Source organism: Clostridium sp. CAG:265, assembly GCF_000436575.1.
GTDB lineage: Bacteria > Bacillota > Clostridia > Clostridiales > Clostridiaceae > Clostridium > Clostridium lentum.
Window position 1 is genome coordinate 25,716 of sequence record NZ_FR886577.1, and the last position, 24,861, is coordinate 50,576.

The following is a 24,861-nucleotide window of genomic DNA, read 5'->3' on the forward strand; positions in this document are numbered from 1 at the left end:
TTAAAATTTTTATTTTAAATATATTATATTTATTATTTAGGAGGTAATTGTAATGGTAAGAGTTGCAATTAATGGTTTTGGACGTATAGGACGTCTAGCATTTAGACAAATGTTTGGAGCAGAAGGGTATGAAATAGTTGCTATCAACGATTTAACAAGCCCATCAATGTTAGCTCATTTATTAAAATATGATTCAGCACAAGGTAGATACGCTTTAGGAGATACAGTTGTTGCTGGAGAAAACTCAATCACTGTAGATGGAAAAGAAATAAGAATCTACGCTGAAGCAGATGCTTCAAAATTACCATGGGGAGAAATTGGTGTTGACGTAGTATTAGAATGTACTGGATTCTACGTATCAAAAGCTAAATCTCAAGCTCATATCGAAGCAGGTGCTAAGAAAGTTGTTATATCAGCTCCAGCTGGAAATGACCTTCCAACAGTTGTATTCAACGTAAACCAAGATATATTAACTGCTGAAGATAACATAATATCAGCTGCATCTTGTACTACAAACTGCTTAGCTCCAATGGCTAAAGCTTTAAATGACTTTGCACCAATTCAATCTGGTATAATGTCAACAATTCACGCTTACACTGGAGACCAAATGATCTTAGATGGTCCTCAAAGAAAAGGTGATTTAAGAAGAGCTAGAGCTGGTGCTGTTAACATAGTACCTAACTCAACTGGAGCTGCTAAAGCTATCGGATTAGTTATTCCAGAATTAAACGGAAAATTAATCGGATCTGCTCAAAGAGTACCAGTTCCAACTGGATCAACTACTATATTAGTTGCTGTTGTTAAAGGTGAAAATGTAACAGTAGAAGGAATCAATGCTGCTATGAAAGCTGCTTCAAATGAATCATTCGGTTACACTGAAGAAGAATTAGTTTCTTCAGATATCATCGGAATCAAATACGGTTCATTATTTGATGCAACTCAAACTATGGTATCTGAAATCGGAGAAGGATTATACCAAGTTCAAGTTGTTTCATGGTATGACAACGAAAACTCATACACTAGCCAAATGGTTAGAACTATTAAATACTTCGCTGAATTAGCTTAATTTTAATAGTAAATTTAATACGGATTTAGATGCTTATAAAAGCACTCTTATAAGATCCTAAACAGGGTCCGGTCTCTAAGGCATACTTATAAGACCGGGCCTATTTTAAAATTATAGATAAAACTATAAAAATTTATGAGGTGAAAAGAATGAGCTTTAATAAAAAGACAATTGAAGATGTTCAAGTTAAAGGTAAAAGAGTTTTAGTAAGATGTGACTTTAACGTACCATTAAAAGATGGAGTTATAACTGATGAAAATAGATTAGTAGGAGCTCTTCCAACAATCAAATACTTAATTGAAAATGGAGCTAAAGTTATACTTTGCTCACACTTAGGAAAAGATGCATCTAAGAGCTTAGCACCAGTTGCTGTAAGATTAAGCGAAATGTTAGGTAAAGAAGTTGTTTTCGCTAGAGACGAAGAAGTTGTTGGAGAAAACGCTAGAAAAGCTGTTGCTGATATGAAAGACGGAGATGTTGTATTATTAGAAAACACTAGATGCAGAAAAGAAGAAACTAAGAACGGAGAAGAATTATCTAAGGAATTAGCTTCTTTATGTGACATTTATGTTAACGATGCATTTGGAACAGCTCACAGAGCTCACTCATCAACTGTAGGAGTAACTAACTACGTTGATACAGCTGTATGTGGATACTTAATCCAAAAAGAATTAAAGTTCTTAGGAGAAGCTGTAAACAATCCAGTTAGACCATTCGTAGCTATATTAGGTGGATCTAAAGTTTCTGATAAGATTGCTGTTATCAACAACCTTTTAGAAAAAGTTGATACAATAATCATTGGTGGAGGAATGGCTTATACATTCTTAAAAGCTCAAGGATATGAAATAGGAACTTCTTTATGTGAAGATGATAGATTAGATTATGCTAAAGAAATGATAGCTAAAGCTGAAGCTAATGGAGTTAGATTCTTATTACCAGTAGATCATAGAATAGCATCTGAATTTAAAGATGTTGAAGCTACTGTAACAGAAGATCAAAACATACCAGCTGGATTCATGGGATTAGATATTGGACCTAAGACAGAAGCTTTATATGCTGATGCAGTAAAAGATGCTAAGACAGTTATATGGAACGGACCAATGGGAGTATTCGAATTTGAAAACTACAATAAAGGAACAATTGCAGTTGCTAAAGCTATGGCAGATGCAGATGCTACAACAGTTATCGGTGGAGGAGACTCAGCTGCTGCTGTTAACATCTTAGGATTTGGAGATAAGATGACTCACATTTCTACAGGCGGTGGAGCTTCACTTGAATTCTTAGAAGGTAAAACTTTACCAGGAATCGCTGCTTTAAATGATAAATAATTATTTAAATTAATAATTAATAATTGATAATTTATATATGAGGTGAAAATAATGAGAAAAGCAATCATCGCTGGAAACTGGAAAATGCACTATACTCCAGAAGAAGCTGTTAAATTAGTAAATGAATTAAAACCATTAGTAAAGGATGCTACTTGTGATGTAGTAGTTTGTCCTACTTTTGTATGCTTAGATGCAGTATTAAAAGCTGTTGAAGGGTCAAACATTAAAGTTGCTGCACAAAATATGCACTTTGAAGAAAAAGGAGCTTTCACAGGAGAAATAGCTCCAGGAATGCTTGAAGCTATGGGAGTTAGCTATGTTGTTTTAGGACACAGTGAAAGAAGAGAATACTTCAATGAAACTGATGAAGCCTTAAACAAAAAAGTTAAAGCTGCATTTGCTCATAACTTAACTCCAATCCTTTGCTGTGGAGAAACTTTAGAAGAAAGAGAAAATGGAACAACTAACGAAGTTGTTGGAGCTCAAATAAAAGCTGATTTAGAAGGTTTAGCACCAGAATTAGCAGAAAAGGTTGTTGTAGCTTACGAACCAATCTGGGCTATAGGAACAGGTAAAACTGCTACTGATGAACAAGCTAACGAAACAATTATGGCTATCAGAAATATTTTAGCTGAAATGTTTGGAAAAGAAGTTGCTGACAAGATAAGAATCCAATACGGTGGATCAGTTAAGCCAGGAACAATCAAAGCTCAAATGGCTATGTCTGACATAGATGGTGCTTTAGTTGGTGGAGCTAGCTTAGTTGCTGCTGATTTTGCACAAATAGTTAACTACTAATTATAAAGTTAAGGAAGCCTTAGGGCTTCCTTTTGTATATTAGTGTAAATTAAGAAAAAGATAAAAATTATTAATTCATAGATAAACATTTACAAAAATAGCTATTTTATTGTTATACACATATAATTATAGTATAATAATTATGAATTAAATTAAAGATAATAAATATAGATAAATTTATTATCTTTAATTTATTTAAAGCATTAATTGATGAACTTTACAATAATTTGTTTTATTGTATAAAAAATGATTTACGATATTTGGAGGGAATTATGGCTAAGAAACCAGTAATGTTAATGATATTAGACGGATTTGGAATAGCTCCAAAAGGCGATGGAAATGCTGTTGAAGCAGCAAAAAAAGAAAATTTTGATAAATTAGTTGCTAAATATCCACATAGTGAATTACAAGCAAGTGGAATGGCAGTTGGTTTACCTGATGGACAAATGGGTAACTCAGAAGTTGGACACTTAAATATAGGTGCAGGAAGAATTATATACCAAGAATTAACTAGAATTACTAAAGAAATTCAAGATGGTGGATTCTTTAAAAATGAATCACTTTTAGATGCAATGAATAATGCTAAAAAGAATAATGCAGCTTTACACTTAATGGGATTATTATCTGATGGTGGAGTTCACTCTCACATCGATCATTTAAAAGGTTTATTAAGATTAGCTAAAGAACAAGAAGTTCAAAATGTATATGTTCATTGTTTCATGGATGGTAGAGATGTTGCTCCAGGTTCAGGAATTGAATTTGTTAAAGATTTAGAAAGCTATATGGCTGAAATAGGTGTAGGACAAATAGCTACTTTATCTGGAAGATACTATGCTATGGATAGAGATAATAGATGGGAAAGAGTTGAACTTGCATATAATGCTATGGTTCTAGGAAAAGGTGAAAAAGCAACTAGCGCTGTGGAAGCTTTAGAAGCATCTTACCATGACAATAAATCAGATGAGTTTGTATTACCATGTGTAGTAAACGAAAATGGTAAAATTAAGAATGGAGATTCAGTAGTATTCTTCAACTTTAGACCAGATAGAGCTAGAGAAATAACTAGAGCTATTAATGATAAGGTATTTGATGGGTTTAAGAGAGAAACTTTAAATTTAGTATTTGTTACTATGACTCAATATGATAAGACATTAGAAGGTGTTGAAGTTGCTTATAGCCCACAAACAATTACTAATACTTTAGGGGAATATGTTGCAAGCAAGGGATTAAATCAATTAAGAATTGCTGAAACTGAAAAATATGCTCACGTAACATTCTTCTTCAACGGTGGTGTTGAAAAAGAAAATGAAGGTGAAGATAGAGCGTTAATTGCTTCTCCAAAGGTTGCTACTTATGATTTAAAACCTGAAATGAGTGCACCAGAAGTTACTGAAGAATTAATAGCAAGATTAGATTCAGGGAAATATGATATGGTTATCTTAAACTTTGCAAATCCAGATATGGTTGGACACACAGGAGTTTTAGAAGCTGCTAAAAAAGCTATTGAAGCAGTGGATGTATGTTTAGGAAAAGTTGTAGATAAAGTATTAGAATTAGATGGTACTGTATTTATAACAGCTGACCATGGTAATGCTGAAGTTATGATTGATTATTCAAATGGTAAGCCATTTACAGCGCATACTACTGATCCAGTACCATTTATATGGGTTTCAAATCATACTGAAGGTAAAACTTTAAAGAATGGTAAATTAGCTGATATAGCTCCAACTATGTTAAATGTAATGGGATTAGAAGCTCCAGTTGAAATGACAGGAGAAAATTTAATAATTTCTAAATAACAATAATAAAAGAGTAAGATATTTTAATAAACACCTTACTCTTTTATATTTCGACAAACTTTGATAATCAAAATATTTGACAATAGAACTAAAATTGATATAATAATATTAAAGAAACAATCTAATGTTTTAGGAGGGTATTATGACTATTAAGATAGTAACAGATTCATCTTGTGATTTAGGTATTGATTTTGTAAAAAAAAATAACATAGAGTTTATTCCATTATTATTAAATTTAGATGGTGAAAATATAGAAGATGATTTAGGCAAGAGTTTAGGATATAGAGAATTTTATGATAAATTAAGGGAAGGTAGTATGCCTAGTACTTCACAAATAAATATTTATACTTTTGAAGAAAAGTTTAGAGAGTTATTAAATGAAGGATATGAAATATTATATGTAGGTTTATCTTCTGCTTTAAGTGGAACTTTTAATAGTGCAAATATGGCTAGAAATAATATATTAGAAGAAAATCCTAATGCGAAAATATCTGTAGTTGATAGTTTATCAGTAAGTATGGGTGTTGGAATGTTAGTAAAAAAATCTTGCGATATGATAGAGGAAGGTAAGGATTTAGAATATATTACAACATGGATTGAAGAAAATAAAAATAAAGTCATTCATTCTATATTAGTAGATGATTTAAAACATTTAAAAAGAGGGGGAAGAATATCGGCATCTACAGCAGCGGTAGGATCGTTATTAAATATAAAACCTATACTTAAAATAGATAATAATGGAGCTGTTGAAGCTACAGAGAAAATAAAAGGAAAAAAGAAAGCACTAAAATATTTAGCTACAGTTGTTAAAGAAAAAGCTGTAAATATCAAAAGTGAAACATTATATATAATGCATGGTGATGCGTTAGAAGAAGCTCAAGCATTAAAAGATATAATTTTACAGGAATTAAATTTTAAAGAAATAAAAATACAATATATAGGAACTGTTATAGGAAGTCATGGAGGACCAGGAACTATTGCAACTATATTTTGGGGTAATGAAAGATAAGTGAATTTAAATATTAATTTAGCAAAATTAATTATGTTTTTGTTAAATTAATATTTTTTTTATAAATAAAAATAGTTACTCACCGATAATAAGAAGAGAAGTTACTTAATTTATAGGAGAGTTTAAATGAAAAAGAAGACAATAAGTTTAAGATTTATTATTACTTTTATAATAGTTATGTTAGTTGCTATAATTTTATTTACATCAACATTACTTAATTATATAACAGTAAAGAAAAGTGTATCTAAAGAAGTTGAGGATAAGGCCAAGCTTACATCTAAGCAATATTCAGATGAGGTAAAGGAGTGGTTAAATGAAGAAATAGGAGTATTAGAGGAAATGTCTAGAACTATTTCTGTTGTGAATAATTTTGAAAATTCTTTTATAAAAAATTATTTAAAAAAACAAGGAGATGAAAAAGGTTTAACATTTTATATGTCTTTAGTTAATGGTACATATATTGGGAGTGATGATTGGATACCTGATTCTGATTATAATACATTAGAAACAGAATGGTATAAAAGTGCATTTGACAAAAAAGATACAGTAATAGGAAATCCATATGTAGACTCTGCAACAGGAAATATTATAATAACTATTTCAGTACCTATAAAAAATTCAGAAAATACAGAAGAAATACTTGGAGTATTGGCTAGTGATATAAATATATATAATTTACAAGAAATAATAAGTAAAAAGTCTATGGGAGAAAAGGACTATTCATTTATAGTGGATAAAAATGGAATAATAATTACACATAAAAATGAAGAATTTATGACAGGTAAAAAAGAATTATCATCTATAAATTCAGGAAGTTTAATGAATTTTGTAAATGATATAAAAAAGAATGATTCAGGTATTGTGAAATCTGTAGATTACGATAATGTTAAAAAATATTTTGCTTATAATACTATAGAAGGAATGGATTGGATATATGTTATTGCTATTCCAGAAAGCCAACATTTAAATAGTATTAATATTCTTTTAAAAACTTCAATAAGTATTTTTGTAGTTTCAGTAATAATAACTATAATTATTGGATATTTTGGCTTGACTTTAATAGTTAATCCTATAAAAAGATTGCAAAAAGAAGCAGCACTACTGTCAGAAGGTAATTTTAGTGGAGTTATTAAAAATACTTCAAGAAGTGAAATAGGAGATTTAATTAATAGTTTTAATACTATTAATGAGAAACAAAGTATATTTATAAATAATCTTAAAGAGATAGTTAAAGAAACTAATGAAAAGAATAGTGAATGTAAAATTGAAATGGATAAGATATCAGAATCAGCAGGTGAAATAAAGAGTGGTATTGAAAATATAACTGAAGGAATTAATGAACAAGCTAAAGATATGATTAATATGGTTGATGAATTAAATAACCTAGCTGATGGAATTGTTAATATTGAAGGTATGTCTAAAGAATTATTAAATATGAGTGATTTAGTTAAAAGTAAAAATTCTGAATCTATTGAGCTTATTAATAATATCAAGGAAAATATACTGGCTAATTTAAATAGTGCAGAAAATTTAAATGAAGGGATTGTAAACTTATCAGAAAAATTTAATTCAATAAATAATATTACAAATACAATAAGGGGAATTGCTGAACAGACAAATCTTTTAGCATTAAATGCAGCAATAGAAGCAGCAAGAGCTGGAGAACAAGGCAAAGGGTTTTCTGTTGTAGCAGATCAAGTAAGAGAACTTGCTAATCAATCATCGGAATCAGTGAATGAAATACAAGAAATAATAAAAGAAATATCATTATTAGTATCTAATGTTAGAGGAGAGGTAACAGAAACTTTAACAATTGCTAAAAATTCAGATGAACAAATTAATAAAACTATGGGTGAATATGAGCAAATTGTAAAAACTTCTGAAAATCTTATATCTGAAATATATAAAGTAGGTAATGAAATTAAAAAGGTAAATGAAAACCAAAAAGAAGTCATGACCAATGTTGATAATACTGCACAAATAACAGAAGAGCAATCAGCATATATAGAAGAAATTAATGCTATAATACAAAATCAAACAGAATCTATTGAAGAAGTTAAAAATGTAGTTTATGAAATAAATGAGATAAGTAATATCATTGATGAAAATGTATCTAAGTATAAAACTAGAGAATAAAAAGTAAATATAAATAGTAGATAGGAATAGTATAATGTAAGTAAGTATTTCGTTTTAGGTAGGTATAATGGTTAGGACATATGCATACTCAGCTAATTTTGATAAAGAATTAGAAAAACTTTTTAGAGAAGCAAAATTTTTAGGGGAAGGTCATAATGGAATAGTTTATGAACTTCCTGAAAATAAAGCTGTTAAGATATTTACTAATAAAGATATATGCAGGGAAGAAGCTAAAATATTATATAAAGTAAAAAGGTCTAAATATTTTCCAAGAATTTTTAGGTGTGATAGATATTATATACTTAGAGAAAAGGTTAAAGGAAAGAGACTTGATCACTATATTAAGGAAAATGGAATGTCTAAAAAACTTGTGATGAATTTATATAAACTTATCAATGAAATGAAAAGATTAAAGTTTTCTAAGTTAGATGCAAGGTGCAGAGATATATATGTTGATGAAAATGAAAATTTAAAAGTAATAGACCCAAAGCAATGTTATACAAGAAAAGTTTCATTTCCAAGGCATTTAATGAAGGGGTTAAAAGGAATAGATTATTTAGATATATTTTTAAAGTATATGCGAGAAATTGATTATGAAAGTGCAAAGAAGTGGGAAATGAAATTTGAAGAGTACTGCAATGAAGAAGAATAAAGAGATGGACTGTTTGTTAAAAGAACAGTCCATTTTTCATGCTGATAAATTTATGAATATTATTTTATATTTATGAAAAAAATAATGAAGTAGTTTAAAGTGATTATTATTTTTTACATAAAGGAGGAAATATTCATGAAAAATTATGTTGAAATAGTAGACGTAGTTGCTAGGCAGGTATTAGATTCAAGGTGTTTTCCAACTGTAGAAGTAGAAGTTTATCTTGAAGACGGAACTATGGGCAGAGCGGCAGTTCCTTCAGGAGCATCTACAGGTATTTATGAAGCAGTAGAATTAAGAGATGGGAACAAAGACTACTTCATGGGAAAAGGTGTTTTAAAGGCAGTAGAAAATGTTAATGATACTATTAGCGAAGAATTAATAGGATGTAACGTATTTGATCAAACTTATATTGATAAAATATTAATAGAACTTGATGGAACTAGCAATAAGGGAAAATTAGGAGCTAATGCTATCCTGGGAGTTTCCTTAGCAGTGGCACATGCAGCAGCAAATTATTTAGGAATACCACTATATCAATATGTAGGAGGAGTTAATGCTAAAGTTCTTCCAGTACCTATGATGAATATAATAAATGGTGGTTCACATGCAGATAATTCTGTAGATTTACAAGAGTTTATGATAATGCCAGTAGGATTTGATTCATTTGATAAGGCAGTTCAAGCTTGTGGAGAGATTTATCATTCTTTAAAGAAAACATTAAATGATAAAGGATATTCAACAGGTGTAGGAGATGAAGGCGGTTTTGCACCTAACTTAAAATCAAATGCAGAAGCAATTGATGTTATTTTAGAAGCTATTACTAAAGCAGGATATGAACCAGGAAAGGAAATCTTTATTGCTATAGATGCAGCTTCATCTGAATATTATAAAGATGGTAAATATGTATTAGAAAATGAAGGCAAGACTTTAAGTGCCACTGAAATGGTAGATTTCTTTGAAGAGTGGGTTAATAAATATCCAATAATTTCAATTGAAGATGGTATGGCAGAAGAAGATTGGGAAGGCTGGAAGTTACTAACTGATAGATTAGGCGATAGAGTTCAATTAGTAGGCGATGATTTATTTGTTACTAATACAGATAGATTAAGTGATGGAATATATAGAGGAGTTGCTAATTCAATACTTATTAAATTAAATCAAATAGGAACTCTTACAGAAACATTAAATGCTATAGAAATGGCAAATAGAGCTGGTTATACAGCAGTTATTTCTCATAGAAGTGGTGAAACTGAAGATACAACTATAGCAGACCTTGTTGTGGCAGTAAATGCTGGACAAATAAAGACTGGTGCCCCTGCTAGATCTGAAAGAGTAGCAAAATATAATCAATTAATAAGAATAGAAGAAGAATTGGATGATGTTGCTGAATATAGAGGTAAAAAGGCATTTTTTAATTTGAAGTAATTTAAAAAGGCATTTCAATTTTAAGAAATGCCTTTTAAGTTATGAAAAGTAAAGAAAATAAATGACAGAATATGTAGCTTGCTTGTAATTTATAACTTATTATGGTATGATTAAACCACATAATTAAGAGGAATTACATATGGGAGGTGCACCATGTTAACTAAAATTTTATTTGCAATTGAAATTGTAGTAGGATTAATTGTTATAGTATCAATATTAATGCAAAAAAGTAAAGCTGATGCTTTAAGTGGACTTATTCAAGGAAGTAAAAATGAAACTTTCTTTGCTAAAAATAAAGGAAGAACAAAAGAAGCATTATTAGCAAAGGTTACAATGATTTCAATGTTATTATTTGTTATTAATACAATAGCTTTAAACGTAGTTAAATAGATTATACATAGATCGCTATAAAGTATAGTGGTCTATTTTATTGTTAATAATTAAAGTAGGATAAAATATATTAAAGAATATAAGTTTACATGAATAAAATATAGATATAAAAATGGAGGAATAAATTTATATGGGAATAAAAGAAACATTGTTAAGCTTCATGAGAGAAGAAGCTTACAGGCCAATGGATATTAAAGAGCTTGTAGCTGTTTTTGATATAAGCAAGAATGAATATACAGATTTTAAATGGACTTTAAAGATAATGGAAAAGGAAGGACTTATCGTAAGAACTAAGAAGGATAAATTTGCAGTTCCAGAGAGAATGGGATTAATAACAGGAAAATTACAGGTACACAAAAAGGGATTTGGGTTCTTAATTCCTGAAAATGAAGGTGAAAATGATGTATTTATACCAAGTTCATGTATGAATGGTGCCATGAATGGTGATAGAATATTAGTTCAAATTACGAGAGATGATTTAAATGGCAAGAAAAGAGAAGGAGAAGTTGCTGAAATACTAGAAAGAGCAAATACAAAAGTTATTGGAGTTTACGAGGAAAGTAGAAACTTTGGATTTGTAGTACCAGAAGATACAAGACTTACACAAGATATATTTGTTTCTAAAAAAGATAGCAATGGAGCAAAACATGGAGATGTGGTAATAGTCAAAGTTGTTAAATGGGCAGATAAGAGAAGAAGTCCAGAGGGAGTAATAACTGAAGTATTAGGTAAAAAGGGTGAAAAGGGTCTTGATATATTAACAATAATCAAAAAGCACGGACTTCCAGAAGAATTCCCAGAAAAGGTTTTAAAATATGCTGAAGGAATATCAGAAGAAATAGATTCAGCTGAAATTGCTAGAAGAAGAGATATAAGAGATTTAAGAATGGTAACTATTGATGGAGAGGATGCCAAGGATTTAGATGATGCTGTATCTATCGAAAGATTGGCTAATGGCAATTATAGATTAGGGGTGCATATTGCTGATGTTTCACATTATGTTAGAGAAAAAAATCCACTAGATAAAGAAGCTTTAAAAAGAGCAACTTCTGTATACTTAATAGATAGAGTTATTCCAATGCTTCCTAAAAAATTATCAAATGGTATATGTTCATTAAATCCAAATGTAGATAGACTTACATTAAGTTGTTTTATGGAAATAGACCATAAGGGTAAAGTTCTAGCTCATGAAATTGATGAAACAGTAATTAAAACAAATGAAAGAATGACTTATACTGATGTAACTAAAATATTAGAAGGCAAAGCTGATGAAGAGCTATTAAATAAATATGATTATTTAATAGAAGACTTTAAGACTATGGAAGAGTTGTGCTTAATTTTAAGAGAAAAGAGAAGAAAAAGAGGAGCAATTGACTTTGATTTTGAGGAATCAAAGATAGTTCTTAATGAGCTTGGACGTCCAATTGATATAAAACCATATGAAAGAGCAATAGCTAATAGAATAATAGAAGAGTTTATGCTTGTATGTAATGAAACTATTGCTGAAAATATGTATTGGCAGAATTTACCGTTCGTTTATAGAGTACATGAAGAGCCAGATGATGAAAAGCTTCAAAGATTTAGAGATTTTATTTATAACTTAGGATATACAATTAAATCTTCACAAGAGATACATCCAAGAGCTCTCCAAGAAATCTTAGAAAAGGTTCAAGGTAAACCAGAAGAAACAGTGGTAAGTACACTTTTACTTAGAAGTATGATGCAAGCTAGATATTCACCAGAATGTGCAGGACACTTTGGTTTAGCAGCACAATACTATTGTCATTTTACTTCTCCTATAAGAAGATATCCTGATTTACAAATTCATAGAATAATTAAGGAAAATCTAAATGGTAAGATAAATGATAAAAGAAGAGAAAGACTTGCAGTTATTGTAGATGAAGCAGCAAAACAATCATCTGAAATGGAAAGGTTAGCAGAAGATGCTGAAAGAGAAGTTGATGATTTGAAGAAAGCTGAATATATGATGGATAGAATTGGAGAAGAATATGATGGAATAATTTCATCTGTAACTTCATTTGGTATTTTTGTGGAATTATCAAACACCATTGAAGGATTAGTTCATATTACAGATTTAGATGATGATTATTATGTATATGATGAAGCACATTTAATGCTTATTGGTGAAAGAACTAAGAATATCTATAGATTAGGTGATGCGGTAAAAGTAAGATGTAGCAGAGTAGATATTGATAACAGAGAAATATTCTTTGATATAGTTAAGAATGAAGGAGAAAAAGAAGAAATAGTTCCAAGTAAAAGAACGGCTTCAATAATTGCTGAAATCAAGAAAGAGTTTGGACCAAAAGAAGAAGGTCAAAAAGAGGAAGATGAAGGTATGTAAATAATTATATAGAAGTTATTTGCAGTTAAACGCTACGCTAATTAAACTACAAGTTAATAAGCACTGCGTTAATTTTAGTTTCAAATGTTTATTATTTTGTTATAATAAAAGAAAAAGTACGTAATAAATAAAGTGGGTGGAAAAAGTGGCAAGGGTTAAAAACAAAAACAATTTAGCTGAAAATAGAAAGGCTCGTCATGACTATTTTGTAGAGGAGACTATAGAAGCAGGGATAGCTTTAGTTGGAACTGAAGTAAAATCTATTAGAGCTGGTAAATGCAATTTAAAGGATTGTTATGCAGATGTAAGAAATGGTGAAGTTTTTATTTACAACATGCATATTAGTCCTTACGAACAAGGAAATATATTTAATGTTGATCCATTAAGAGAAAGAAAGTTACTTTTGCATAAAGAGCAGATAGCTAGATTCAATGGATTAATAGCAAGAGAAGGATATACGCTAATTCCTTTATCTCTATACTTAAAAGAGGGAAAAGTTAAGGTGGCTTTAGGATTATGTAGAGGTAAAAAGAATTATGATAAGAGAGATTCTATGTTAGAAAAAGCCCATAAGAGAGATATGGAAAGAGCACTTAAAGAGAGAAATAGATAATTATAAAAACAGATGTATTAGAAAAAATTTTAGGTACATCTGTTTTTTTTTATCATAAAATCACCAAAAATGAAGCTAAGTATATTATAAAATATAGGACTAGCTAAGATACTTATTTCACTTTACGAGAATAGGGGGTGTGTCATATATCCCATAATAAATATAAAAAAGACAAAAATGCTGGAAGAAATGAAACTGGTTATTCTGAAGAAACAATTAATAAATACAATAATTATACATTACAAGATTTGCAAGATATAGAATTATTGCAGACCCAATGGAAAGCTCAATTAATTTTAGTATTAGGATATTTATTAGAATATACAGCTTCAGTTCAAGGGATAAATATATTACAATTTAGAATTAAAAGGAGAAATGAAATTTTTCAAGCTGGCCAATATGGTGATAAAGAAGAAAGTGAGCTAATTAATGAAGTTGCAGATGAATTTGAAGATATGGGAATTAATGTTGATGCTACAGCAGTATTAGCAGCTCAATTAGAATTATTTGGACAAACTATATTAACACCGATTTATTGGACAAAGTATCAAAGATTACCACATAATTTAGATACTGAAGATTTTTTAGTTACTAAAAGTGCAAATAAAGAAATATTTATTGGAGCTGTATTAGAAGAAATAGCATATATTTTTAATTTGATAGGAACCACTGCATTATATCGGGAGAATAGTACAGGTGATACAAATAATGTAGATGATTAGTTTTTATATTTTTTATATAGGATGTTTAGTATTTTGAGTATAATACCATATAGTATATATTACTATAAAAATAAGTATATATTTATAGTAATATATACTATAATAGTAATAATGGATAAGTGTAGGAGATAGATAGGACTAGAATATATCCTGCTGATATATAAAGTGAGGGATAAGAAATGACATTAAATATAATTGATATAGCCAAATTAGCAGGCGTATCAAAATCTACAGTTTCAAGATACTTAAATAATGGCTATGTTGGAGCAGAATCCAGGGAAAAAATAAAGAAGGTAATTGATGAGACTGGTTTTATGCCACAAAGTTATGCTAAATCATTAAGGACTGGTAAGACAAATCTTATTGGAGTAATAGTGCCAAAGATATCTACAGAAACAGCACCAAGAGTTGTACAAGGAATCACAGAAGTGTTATCGGAAAATAATTATGATGTACTGATAGCTAACACTAACCTTTCAGTGGAAAAAGAATTTGAATATTTAAATATTTTTAAAAATAATCAAGTAGATGGCGTAATATTCATGGGAACTAAAATAACTCCAAAACATAAGAAGATTATGGATAAGTTAAATGTGCCAATAGTTGTGGTGGCACAGTATATGGATAACTATCCTTGTGTATATCATGATGATTTTAATGCTGCAAAATATATGACAGAGTATCTTATAGGAAAAGGTCATAAGAATATTGGTTTCATAGGGGTTTATGAAGAAGATAGATCTGTTGGTCTTGAGAGAGAAAATGGATATATAGCAGCTTTAAAAGAAAATAATATAGAGATGGATATAGAAAATTTAAAAGTGGGAGATTTCTCTTATGAAAGTGGTTATAAATTAGCTAATGAGCTTATAAATAAAAAGAATACACCAACAGCGATTTTTGCAGTTACGGATAATCTAGCTATAGCTGCCATAGATTGTTTGAAAGATAAAGGTTTAAATATACCAAAGGATGTAGCAGTGGTGAGTATTGGAGATACTAGGATTTCAGAAGTTGTTTCACCCAAATTAACTACAATTCACTATCATTACAAGACATCAGGTAGAAAGAGTGCAGAAATAATGTTGGAATTATTAAAGAGTAGTATAAAAACATCAAAAACTATTAAAAAAAATATTAAGCTTTCATATATACTTATAGAAAGAAATAGTGCATAATGAAATAATAGTAAGACGTAAATTTTATATTTGAAAATATGGGAACGATACCTTGTATTGCAAATTTATTTTGAAACTTATGAAAAGGTTTTACAAAGTGAGATATTGCAAGTTTATACTAGTAAATATTTAATCAGGTATACACCACAGCTTCCATGCTATAGAATTAGGACTTATAGCAACAACAGGATTTAATTGGAGCTGCCATTGGTGGAGCAGCAGCTTGAGCTTATGTAGTAGCTACTAAAGTTCAAATGACAGCAGTTGAAGTTACAGCTTTACCAGCTATAGCTATTACAACTAGTGATACGATGCTAAATTACTGTATAGGATTAGTTATTGCAGGAGCAGTTTCTTTTATTGCTACTTTTATTATGGGAATTAAAGAAGAAGCGTAAAATAGTGTCAAAAACAATAAATATTAATATAATATAAATTATGAAGTGATAGAAGTTGTTAGGTTTGTATAGCTTTTATCACTTTTTTTATAAAAATTATCTGTTAATCTTTGATACTGTTGTTAAAGAAAATAGTATTTGTAGACGAAAAATTATAATATGAGAGATTGATTTATAATGAGTGTTATGGAATTATATAAGAGGGGAAAAGGTGGAGTAGAAGAATGAAAAAGTATGTTCTAGGAAATGTACTAAGATTATTTATTTATATTCTTAATGGAACAGATGAAGAATTATTTCTACACGGTCACAGAGTTGCATACATATTATTAAAATATTTACAAGAACAAGGCAAATACAGTGAAGATGAAATAAATCAAATGGTGCAAATAGCCATTTTACATGATATTGGCGCTTGTAAATTAGAAGAAAAATTTAAACATGATAAATCTGTAACAGCAGATTTGAGTAATCATTCAGTATTCGGATATATATTTTTAGAAAATTACACTGTTTATTCTACAGATATGGCTGAGATATGTTTATATCATCATCTTCCGTATGATAAATATTCTTTAATAAGTATTAGATATAAAGAAATAGCTATTTTGTTTAATATATTAAATGATATTGATAATATATATATAAACGGGCTTAGTTTAAACATGGGAAAATTATTAAGCCATATTGATGAAGAGTTTACTATAGAAGTTTGTAATATTTTTTCAAAAATAAATGAAGATGATATTTTATATAAGAAGATAAGCAGTGGAGAATATTTGAGTGAACTTTATAATTATTTAGACACTATAGAAATATCAAAAGAAGAGTTAGAGCAGTTTATCAAGATGATAATACAATGTAATAATTTTAGAAGTAGAGGTACATTAGAACACTCTATAACTGTAGAAGTAATTACGTATAATTTATATAAGCTTTTAGGAATAGTAAGAGAAGATATGGATACTATTTTACTTTCAGCTTTTTGTCATGATTTAGGGAAGTTATTTACTCCTATAGAAATATTAGAAAAGTCAGATAAATTAACTTATGAAGAAATGGAAATAATGAAAGAACATGTTATATATACAGGTATGATTTTAAAGGAACTTGGATTGGAATATATAGGAAGAATAGCAGAGATGCATCATGAAAAGTTAGATGGAACTGGGTATCCATATGGGCTTAAAGATGAAGAAATACCTATGGAAGCTAAGATATTGGCAGTAGCTGATATTTCAAGTGCATTAATGGAAAAGAGGCCTTATAAAGAAAAGTTCTCTAAAGATAAAACTCTTGATATATTAAAAGCTATGGCAGATGATAATAAAATTGATAAAAATATAGTAAATAAAGTTATAGAGAACTATGATTATCTTGTAGAGATATGTGAAAAAGTAAGAAAGAAAAATAACTCTAAGTATAATGACTTAATTAGAAAATATAATGAAATAAATAATCAATATGAGGAACTTTGTAGAGATAAAACTGAAAGTTGACAATAAATTTTAAATGAATTATAATTAAATCCTAATAAGAAACTTATTAGGATTTAAAACTTAATATGGATGGTAAGTAAGCTATCATATCATATTACTACATGGGGGCGTTTTGGCTTCGACGGGGGTAAGATGGGTTTGATAAGCGAGCCGAGGCAAGCATGTCACCTCGATAATAAAGTATGCATTAAATATAAACGCAGAAGATAATTTTGCATTAGCAGCTTAATTTAACGCTGCTCATCAGCCCTGTGTGCCCACGCATAGGATTACTGGTGTCATTAAAGTGGGGAACGAAGTTTAGCAAAGCTTTGAGCTAAAGGGGTATTTATGAAGCTAGGGAATCAGGAGTTTGTTTGTGAGCGAACTGAGGACCGAAATTTTAGTCACAAACTACGCTCGTAGAAAGTCAGACTGGTCTGCTTTCGGACATGGGTTCGACACCCATCGCCTCCACCATGAAACCCTCGACAATACAGATTGTGTTGTCGAGGGTTATTTATTTTGTAAAGAAAAAGATATAAGTATTTACTAAAGAACTAAAGTTCTATAAAAGACTCATATACATATATAATGATGAAAATATAGATAATTGAAATACGATATTGTTATTCAAAATAGTATGTGGTAAAATGGTGTGACTGAAAGGAGAGAGTTTTTTATGTCGAAAGGTGGAAGAAGAAATAACTCTGGACGAAAAAAAGTTGGTGTAGTTGTAAATACTAGGATAGAAGATTATATATTGCAAGAGATTGATAATAAATTTGAAGGAAGTAGTAGAGCGGAAAAGATAAGGAATTGTTTAAAGAAAGGGCTGGAAAATATAAATGGAAAGAGTAGCATATAGACAAAGGCATCTAAGAACTGTAAGTTTGTTTTCTGGTGCAGGAGGATTAGATTTAGGGTTTTTAAATGCTGGGTTTGATATTATTTGGGCAAATGATATAGATAAATATGCGGTAGAATCATATAAGCATAATATTTCAGAACATATAGTTGGTGGAGATGTTAATCAGTTACTAGATGATATACCTCCTCATGATATACTGATAGGGGGCTTCCCATGTCAACCGTTTAGCTTAATGGGGCAGCAATTGGGATTTGATGATGAGAGAGGTACATTATTTTTTACTATAGAACAAATTGTAAGACGACATAGGCCTAGAGTTATTGTATTAGAGAATGTTAAAAACTTAGAAACTCATAATGGTGGAGAAACTTTTGATAGAATGCAAAGAATACTTAGAGAGCAATTATTAGATGAGAATGGATTTGGGTACGAGGTTTTTTATAAGGTACTTAATAGTTCTGATTATGGAGTTCCACAGACAAGGCGTAGAGTGTTTGTTATTGCATTTGATAGAGGTTATTTTGGTGAAAATAATATTAATTTTCAATTTCCAGAACCAATACAATTACAAAGAACTTTAAGAAGTATCTTAGATGAAAATGTAGATAAAAAATATTTCTTAAGTGAAAAAATATTACCTACGATATTATCTCATGGTACTGGGAATTACTATTCTAAATCAGAAATAGACTTACAAATTGCAAGACCTTTATGTGCAACAATGCATAAAATGCATAGAGCTTCTCAAGATAACTATGTTACAGATATAGAGAATAGAAGCAAATTTGAAGATACAGATGAAAAGAAAATATCTAACGTAAGGAGATTAACTCCGAATGAGTGTAGAAAGTTACAAGGTTTTCCAAGTGATTGGGAGATAAATGTATCAGATACTCAAGCATATAGGCAGTTTGGCAACGCAGTTACGGTTGATGTTGCATATAATGTAGCAATGCAAATTGTTAGAACGTTAAATATAGAATTAGAAATTGAGGGATAAAATATGAAGGAGATTAATAAGTCGGTATATAGTCTATTTAATAATATAAATACTATTACTACTCTAACTGAAAAGAAAAAAATAAAATCAATATTAAAAGACTTTACAGATTGTATATGTGAGTTATATAGGATAGATAGAGATAGTGATATAAAAAATATTGAAGCAAATGATGATACAGTTCAATTTTTAATTAAACTAGGAGTAATAGATAATCCAGATGAGATTAGTATATTAAAGAATTTATTAAATAATGATTATAATTTATTTATATCTATAGTTAATAAATTTTTAAACTTAAATATAGAGATTGATAAGTCTATAAAGAAATATATGGATTTTTATAGAAGAGATAGTGTTAAGAACTATTTGCAGAATAATAAAAGTCCAACTCTGGTGGATTTTTTCTGTGGAGCTGGAGGAATGAGTTTAGGGTTTTCTCAAAATAATTTTAAAGTACTATTAGCTAATGATATAGAAGCTGTTTGTACAGAAACATACTCATTTAATCATCAAGAAATACCTAAAGAGAGAATTATTACAGGAGATATAAAAAGTATTGTAGACAATGTAGATGAATATATAGAAGAGAATGTTGATGTTATAATTGGAGGACCACCGTGTCAGGGGTTTTCAATGGCTAATAGGCAGAGGATAATAGATGATCCTAGAAATATACTGTATAGATATTATGTAAATGGGGTAGAAAAGTTAAAGCCAAAGTTTTTTGTTATGGAAAATGTTAAAGGTATGTTGAGTGTAGCAGAACAGGTTAAAGAAGACTTTCATAATCTAGAGGGTGAAGATTATGATGTAGCATACCATTTATTTAACTCAAAGGATTTTTCAGTACCTCAGAATAGAGAAAGACTTATTTATATTGGAATAAGAGCAGATATAAGTAAAAAAATAAACAAAACAGCTAAAGATATTATAGAAGAAATAAAAAATAAAACTAAAAATGTTAAAAGGTATGTGTTGGATGATGCAATAGAAGATTTAAGAGAACTACAAGCTTTAACAATAAAAAATTCAACAGAATTAGATACTGAGATATCTGGAAGGAAAATAGAATTTAATAGAGTGAAGATAAATACAGAGTATGTTAATTTAATAAATCAAGATAGGTTTAGTAAATTAATATTTAATCATAAAGCTAGATTCAACAATGAAAGAGATATAGAGATATTTGGAAGAATGATTCCAGGTGATAAATCAGATAGTGAAAGAATAGCAGATATTATGCCTTACAAAAGTAGAAATGATATTTTTAAAGATAAATATTATAAATTAAAACCAAATGAGATTTGTAAAACAATTACTGCACATATGAAGTTTGACTGTAATATGTATATTCATCCATATCAAGCAAGAGGGCTAACACCTAGGGAGGCAGCAAGAGTTCAATCATATCCAGATGACTATATGTTTTTAGGGTCTTTCACTAAAACGTATATGCAAGTAGGAAATAGTGTACCTCCATTAATGGCAAGAGTTATTTCTAAGGTATTAAAAAAATATATAGGATAATAGAGAAAATCTATTGTCCTATTTTTTGATTAAATACATTATTTTAAAATAATGATATAATTACAATAAGTATAAGAAAAGAATTTATATAATAGGAGTTTAAAATGGAATTTTTAGAATCATTTGAAATAATAAATAAAGTGTTAAAAAATAATGGGATTAATATAAAAGATAAACAAGAGTATGATGGAATAGCTGTAAAAAAGTTAAGTCTATCAAATACACTAGATGAGAGAGAAAGTGGAAATCAGACACATATAGCAATAACGGGAGAACAAATGGATATATTCCCGTATTTAAGAGCGAGTGGTTATTTTGATGAGGAATATGAGAATCGTGATGAGCTATTAAAAAAATATTTTACATTACGAATACCTATAATTTTATTAAGAGAGAATTATAAGTATTTAAAAGACTCAGATAAAGAATATATGGAAAAGATTGATTTTGATGATAGCGAGTTAAGAGTTTTTTCCCATGTAGTGCGTTCAAGAAGAAAAAATGGGGGAGATCAACTACAGTTATCATTTAAAGATTACGATGATGTAGCGTTTATTAGGTTTAGAAGGTTAATCCATAAAGATGATTACTTAATAATTTTAAAATTAAAAGGAAAGTTAGAGTATGAGTTTTATGGGATAAGAAATAGAGATTCTATATTTGATAATGCAGATTTAAGTGTTCTAAACAATAAATTTAAAAAAATAAATAATAGTACATTTATATATCCAGATAATATTTGTAGCGAAGATAGTAGAAATTTAGAAAATGATATAATCAAGACCTTTAAAGCGTGGTTAAGAGAAGGTGAGCTAAAAGATAAAACAATATCTAATTATATTAGTGGAATAAATAAAATATGTAATGAATTTAAAGAAGATATTTTAGAATTGAAACCTGTTGAGTTTGAGAAATTTTATAATGAGATAAAAGAAAATAATGAATTTCAAAAAATAAATCAACAAAGCAATAGAACATTAAGTTCAGCATTGATAAAATATCGTGAATTTATAAATTTGCAAAATATATGCTTTAGTCTAAATAAAGCACATAATAGAATAGTATTTGGAGCACCAGGAACAGGGAAAAGTTATAAGATAAATAAGGCGATAAAAGAAAACAATTTAAAAAAGTTATCTAAAAGGGTAACATTCCATCCTAATTACACATACTCTCAATTTGTAGGTTCGTATAAACCAGTAAGTAAAGTTGTTGTGGAGAATAATGAAAAAAAGGAGATAGTTGCATATGAATTTGTAACAGGGCCATTTTTGAATGTTTTAATTGAAGCATTGAAAGATGAGAATAAAGGAATTCCACATATTCTAGTTATAGAAGAAATAAATAGAGCTAATCCAGCAGGTGTATTTGGAGATGTGTTCCAGTTATTAGATAGAAATAGTGATGGGAAAAGTACATATACAATAAATATGCCTAATGAAATGAAAAAGTTTGTTAATAAAGAGTTAGGGATTGATTCAAATAATTATATTGATGAATTATATATACCTAATAATATGTATATTTGGGCAACTATGAATAGTGCTGACCAAGGTGTATATCCAATGGATTCTGCTTTTAAGAGAAGATGGTCATTTGAATATATAGGAATTGATAAAAATGAAGAAGAACTAAAAGGTAAAGATTATGAATTTATTAGCTTAAAGGATAAGGAAAACACGTATTCTTTATATGAATGGAATACAGTAAGAAAGGCTATAAATAGAAAACTTAAAGTAGATGGAAAAATAAATGAAGACAAGCTTTTAGGGCCATTTTTCTTAAGTAAGACAGAATTATTAAGATGTAAAGAGAATCAAGAAGAGTTTGATGAGATATTTAAGAGTAAAGTTTTAATGTACCTATATGAGGATATATTGAAGCATAAGAAAATAGATTTTTTTATTGAAGGTGTACAAACATTGTCAGATGTAATGAATGCTTATGATAATGGGAAAGTATTTAATTTTGAAATAGAGAAGAGGCAAGTAGAGGGTGATAACTACAATTTGAAAGTTGCTGAAGAGCAAAGTTCATATAATACAAAGGGGTAGTTTGAACTATGATATTATTAAGGGAGCTTAGAGCTTATTCATCAGAAGAATTAATGAATAAGTTAGAAGTAGAAAATGATGATTTCAAAAAGATAATAAAAATATTAGATGATAAAAAAATATTAAAATATAATTACAGAGGTGAAATACAATTCTCATATGTTGGAATAGTTACAGTAAAAGGTAAAGCTATTTTTATTTTTCCAAAGTATGTAGAATGTAAAAATAAAGAAAGTGAAATACAGGCAATAAAGCAAGTTATAAAGTTATTAAATGAGTTTACTGAAAGGGAAAAATTAGATAAGAATAATTTAGATAGTTTTTCTTTAGAGCAAGAGACATTAGAAGATAATTTAATCCCTATAATTTGCTTTTTATTAGAGGACTATATTGAAAATAATATATATGAAAATGAGATAGATTCTTCTGAACTAAATGGTGATGGTGAAATTAATTGGGATAAAACTATAGATTTAGTTGACCCAATAGTAATAAATAGTCAATGGTTTTATTCAGATTTAATTACAAATAAAAGTATAATTGATAATGATAGATATATAACTAGATTACATGGAGCAGTAATAAATGAATGTATGGAGTTTTTAAAAAATACAGGTTTAAATTTTGTATTAACATATAATGTGGATAATATAGAAAATTCACTCGAAGATTTAGAAGAAGTAGATAGAATAGAGAGAGAAATTGAAAATGAGATAATGGTACAATTCAATGATAGAAAGAAGAGAGTATTACAAGCTATAAAGGCGTACATATCTAAAAGAAGCGATACAAGTGAAATAAATTTATTATTATATGGTACAAGAAACTTTAAATGGATTTGGGAAGTAATATGTGGATATGTGTTTCACAATGAGTTTGTAAAGAGCGGCAAGAAAAGCAAGTATAAAATTTATGAAATAGAGTCTCCAAAATGGTATATTGATAATAGTAATAATCTAAAGAGTGATGATTCAAATGAATATGAAATGCAAAAAAATAGGCTAACTCCTGATATATTAAAGGTAGTAGTGTATGATGATATAAGATGCCTGTTGATTTTAGATGCTAAATACTACAATTTGAGAATTGAAAATGAGTGTTTAAAGGGAAATCCAGGAATTGATGATATTACTAAACAATATTTATACCATACAGCTTTAAAGAAATATATAGAGAATAATAATATTAATAAGCTTATAAATGCATTTCTATTTCCTTGTGAATTAAAAACTTATGTACAAGGTGAAGTTGTATTAGATTTTATGAAACAATTTTCAGATATTAATATAAATTTAATTAAACTTAATGTGAATGAAGTAATAAATATGTATTGTTGTTATAAAAAATATAATCTACAATATTTTATTTCTATGATAGATGCATGGAATAAAAATATAGATTAGTATTTAAGTAAGGTTATAAATATATATTATATTAAAGAAATGTAGTATTTACGTTAATAGGAGGTGTTGTTATTGGATAGTAAGAGAATGTTAGTGTTAGATTTCCTACAGTGGAATGATAGAAATGGCTGCTATACTGATAAAAATTGTGATTTAGAAGATTTACCAAGAATGACTTATGAAGATGCAGTTAAATATTTCTTTTGTGTAATTAATGATGATTTTTATTATAGTATAACAGATAATATTTTTGACTTATCTTATGAAGAAATAATTAATTATGCTAAAGAGAATAGATTTTATGAAGTAACATATGAAAAGTTAAATCTATTAATAAATAATGATAACCCAACAATAGAATTTTATAAAAGCTTAGTTTAGTAGAACTCTTACTTGTATTAAATGTACAGGTAAGAGTTTTTATATTTAGAGAGGAGAAATGTAAAGTGAAAAAGATTTATTTAAGTGAACAATTAGAAAAGTTAAAAGAGTATCCGCTATTGTGACAGCCCAAAGTTCGGTAAGAGATCCTTATAGGACTATAGAAAAACCACCAGATAAGCTGGTGATTTTTTAAAGTACAGGAAAGTATAAAATTTTTGATGGCTGAAAGTTAGATGTTATCTAGCTTTCAGCCTTTAAA

21 protein-coding genes and 1 other RNA gene are annotated in these 24,861 nt (G+C 28.8%); all 22 read left to right on the plus strand.

The genetic code is table 11. The features are described 5' to 3' along the window. The first annotated feature begins 52 nt into the window (after positions 1-52). The 22 genes from gap to Q5O29_RS00425 all read left to right on the plus strand — a co-directional run bounded on the left by gap (position 53) and on the right by Q5O29_RS00425 (position 24,599). Entirely contained in the window at positions 53-1,066 is a 1,014-nt protein-coding gene (gap, locus tag Q5O29_RS00320; protein WP_022211036.1) for a type I glyceraldehyde-3-phosphate dehydrogenase, read from the plus strand. A gap of 149 nt (positions 1,067-1,215) precedes the next feature. Next, on the plus strand, positions 1,216-2,394 hold the full coding sequence (locus Q5O29_RS00325) for a phosphoglycerate kinase (protein WP_022211037.1): 1,179 nt from the start codon (positions 1,216-1,218) through the stop codon (positions 2,392-2,394). A gap of 51 nt (positions 2,395-2,445) precedes the next feature. Beyond that, a complete protein-coding gene (gene tpiA / locus Q5O29_RS00330; protein WP_022211038.1) occupies positions 2,446-3,192 on the plus strand; it encodes a triose-phosphate isomerase in 747 nt (248 codons plus the stop codon). A gap of 272 nt (positions 3,193-3,464) precedes the next feature. Further along, positions 3,465-4,991, plus strand: a complete 1,527-nt coding sequence (gpmI, locus tag Q5O29_RS00335; protein WP_022211039.1) for a 2,3-bisphosphoglycerate-independent phosphoglycerate mutase — start codon at positions 3,465-3,467, stop codon at positions 4,989-4,991. A gap of 142 nt (positions 4,992-5,133) precedes the next feature. Next, the gene (locus tag Q5O29_RS00340; protein WP_022211040.1) at positions 5,134-6,000 is read left to right on the plus strand and encodes a DegV family protein; all 867 of its coding nucleotides are present in this window, start codon (positions 5,134-5,136) and stop codon (positions 5,998-6,000) included. A 126-nt stretch (positions 6,001-6,126) separates the two neighbouring features. Continuing rightward, positions 6,127-8,136 carry a methyl-accepting chemotaxis protein gene (locus Q5O29_RS00345; RefSeq protein WP_022211041.1) on the plus strand — a complete coding sequence of 670 codons (2,010 nt, stop codon included), beginning with the start codon at positions 6,127-6,129 and terminating at the stop codon, positions 8,134-8,136. 67 nt (positions 8,137-8,203) lie between these two features. Continuing rightward, positions 8,204-8,788 carry a hypothetical protein gene (locus Q5O29_RS00350; protein WP_022211042.1) on the plus strand — a complete coding sequence of 195 codons (585 nt, stop codon included), beginning with the start codon at positions 8,204-8,206 and terminating at the stop codon, positions 8,786-8,788. A gap of 135 nt (positions 8,789-8,923) precedes the next feature. Then, positions 8,924-10,216 carry a phosphopyruvate hydratase gene (gene eno / locus Q5O29_RS00355; RefSeq protein ID WP_022211043.1) on the plus strand — a complete coding sequence of 431 codons (1,293 nt, stop codon included), beginning with the start codon at positions 8,924-8,926 and terminating at the stop codon, positions 10,214-10,216. A 153-nt stretch (positions 10,217-10,369) separates the two neighbouring features. Next, on the plus strand, positions 10,370-10,606 hold the full coding sequence (gene secG, locus Q5O29_RS00360) for a preprotein translocase subunit SecG (RefSeq protein WP_022211044.1): 237 nt from the start codon (positions 10,370-10,372) through the stop codon (positions 10,604-10,606). A 130-nt stretch (positions 10,607-10,736) separates the two neighbouring features. After that, positions 10,737-12,971 (plus strand): ribonuclease R, encoded by a 2,235-nt coding sequence (rnr, locus tag Q5O29_RS00365; RefSeq protein WP_022211045.1) that lies wholly within the window; start codon positions 10,737-10,739, stop codon positions 12,969-12,971. A gap of 145 nt (positions 12,972-13,116) precedes the next feature. Then, a complete protein-coding gene (gene smpB, locus Q5O29_RS00370; protein ID WP_022211046.1) occupies positions 13,117-13,584 on the plus strand; it encodes an SsrA-binding protein SmpB in 468 nt (155 codons plus the stop codon). A gap of 137 nt (positions 13,585-13,721) precedes the next feature. Beyond that, the gene (locus Q5O29_RS00375) at positions 13,722-14,306 is read left to right on the plus strand and encodes a hypothetical protein (RefSeq protein WP_022168156.1); all 585 of its coding nucleotides are present in this window, start codon (positions 13,722-13,724) and stop codon (positions 14,304-14,306) included. A 179-nt stretch (positions 14,307-14,485) separates the two neighbouring features. Then, entirely contained in the window at positions 14,486-15,484 is a 999-nt protein-coding gene (locus Q5O29_RS00380) for a LacI family DNA-binding transcriptional regulator (RefSeq protein ID WP_022211047.1), read from the plus strand. A gap of 254 nt (positions 15,485-15,738) precedes the next feature. After that, the gene (locus tag Q5O29_RS00385) at positions 15,739-15,882 is read left to right on the plus strand and encodes a hypothetical protein (protein ID WP_186835033.1); all 144 of its coding nucleotides are present in this window, start codon (positions 15,739-15,741) and stop codon (positions 15,880-15,882) included. Between the two features lie 224 nt (positions 15,883-16,106). Then, positions 16,107-17,381 (plus strand): HD-GYP domain-containing protein, encoded by a 1,275-nt coding sequence (locus Q5O29_RS00390; protein ID WP_022211048.1) that lies wholly within the window; start codon positions 16,107-16,109, stop codon positions 17,379-17,381. A 103-nt stretch (positions 17,382-17,484) separates the two neighbouring features. Next, positions 17,485-17,840, plus strand: a transfer-messenger RNA (tmRNA) gene (gene ssrA / locus Q5O29_RS00395). A gap of 202 nt (positions 17,841-18,042) precedes the next feature. Further along, the gene (locus Q5O29_RS00400; protein ID WP_022211049.1) at positions 18,043-18,228 is read left to right on the plus strand and encodes a hypothetical protein; all 186 of its coding nucleotides are present in this window, start codon (positions 18,043-18,045) and stop codon (positions 18,226-18,228) included. Beyond that, a complete protein-coding gene (locus Q5O29_RS00405; protein ID WP_022211050.1) occupies positions 18,209-19,231 on the plus strand; it encodes a DNA cytosine methyltransferase in 1,023 nt (340 codons plus the stop codon). Before Q5O29_RS00400 ends, Q5O29_RS00405 begins: the two co-directional genes overlap by 20 nt. Positions 19,232-19,234: 3 nt before the next feature. Then, positions 19,235-20,761 carry a DNA cytosine methyltransferase gene (locus Q5O29_RS00410; RefSeq protein WP_022211051.1) on the plus strand — a complete coding sequence of 509 codons (1,527 nt, stop codon included), beginning with the start codon at positions 19,235-19,237 and terminating at the stop codon, positions 20,759-20,761. A 104-nt stretch (positions 20,762-20,865) separates the two neighbouring features. Continuing rightward, the gene (locus tag Q5O29_RS00415) at positions 20,866-22,815 is read left to right on the plus strand and encodes an AAA family ATPase (RefSeq protein ID WP_022211052.1); all 1,950 of its coding nucleotides are present in this window, start codon (positions 20,866-20,868) and stop codon (positions 22,813-22,815) included. An 8-nt stretch (positions 22,816-22,823) separates the two neighbouring features. After that, positions 22,824-24,218 (plus strand): LlaJI family restriction endonuclease, encoded by a 1,395-nt coding sequence (locus Q5O29_RS00420; protein ID WP_022211053.1) that lies wholly within the window; start codon positions 22,824-22,826, stop codon positions 24,216-24,218. Positions 24,219-24,305: 87 nt separating this feature from the next. Beyond that, the gene (locus Q5O29_RS00425) at positions 24,306-24,599 is read left to right on the plus strand and encodes a hypothetical protein (protein WP_302631514.1); all 294 of its coding nucleotides are present in this window, start codon (positions 24,306-24,308) and stop codon (positions 24,597-24,599) included. The last annotated feature ends 262 nt before the right edge of the window (positions 24,600-24,861 follow it).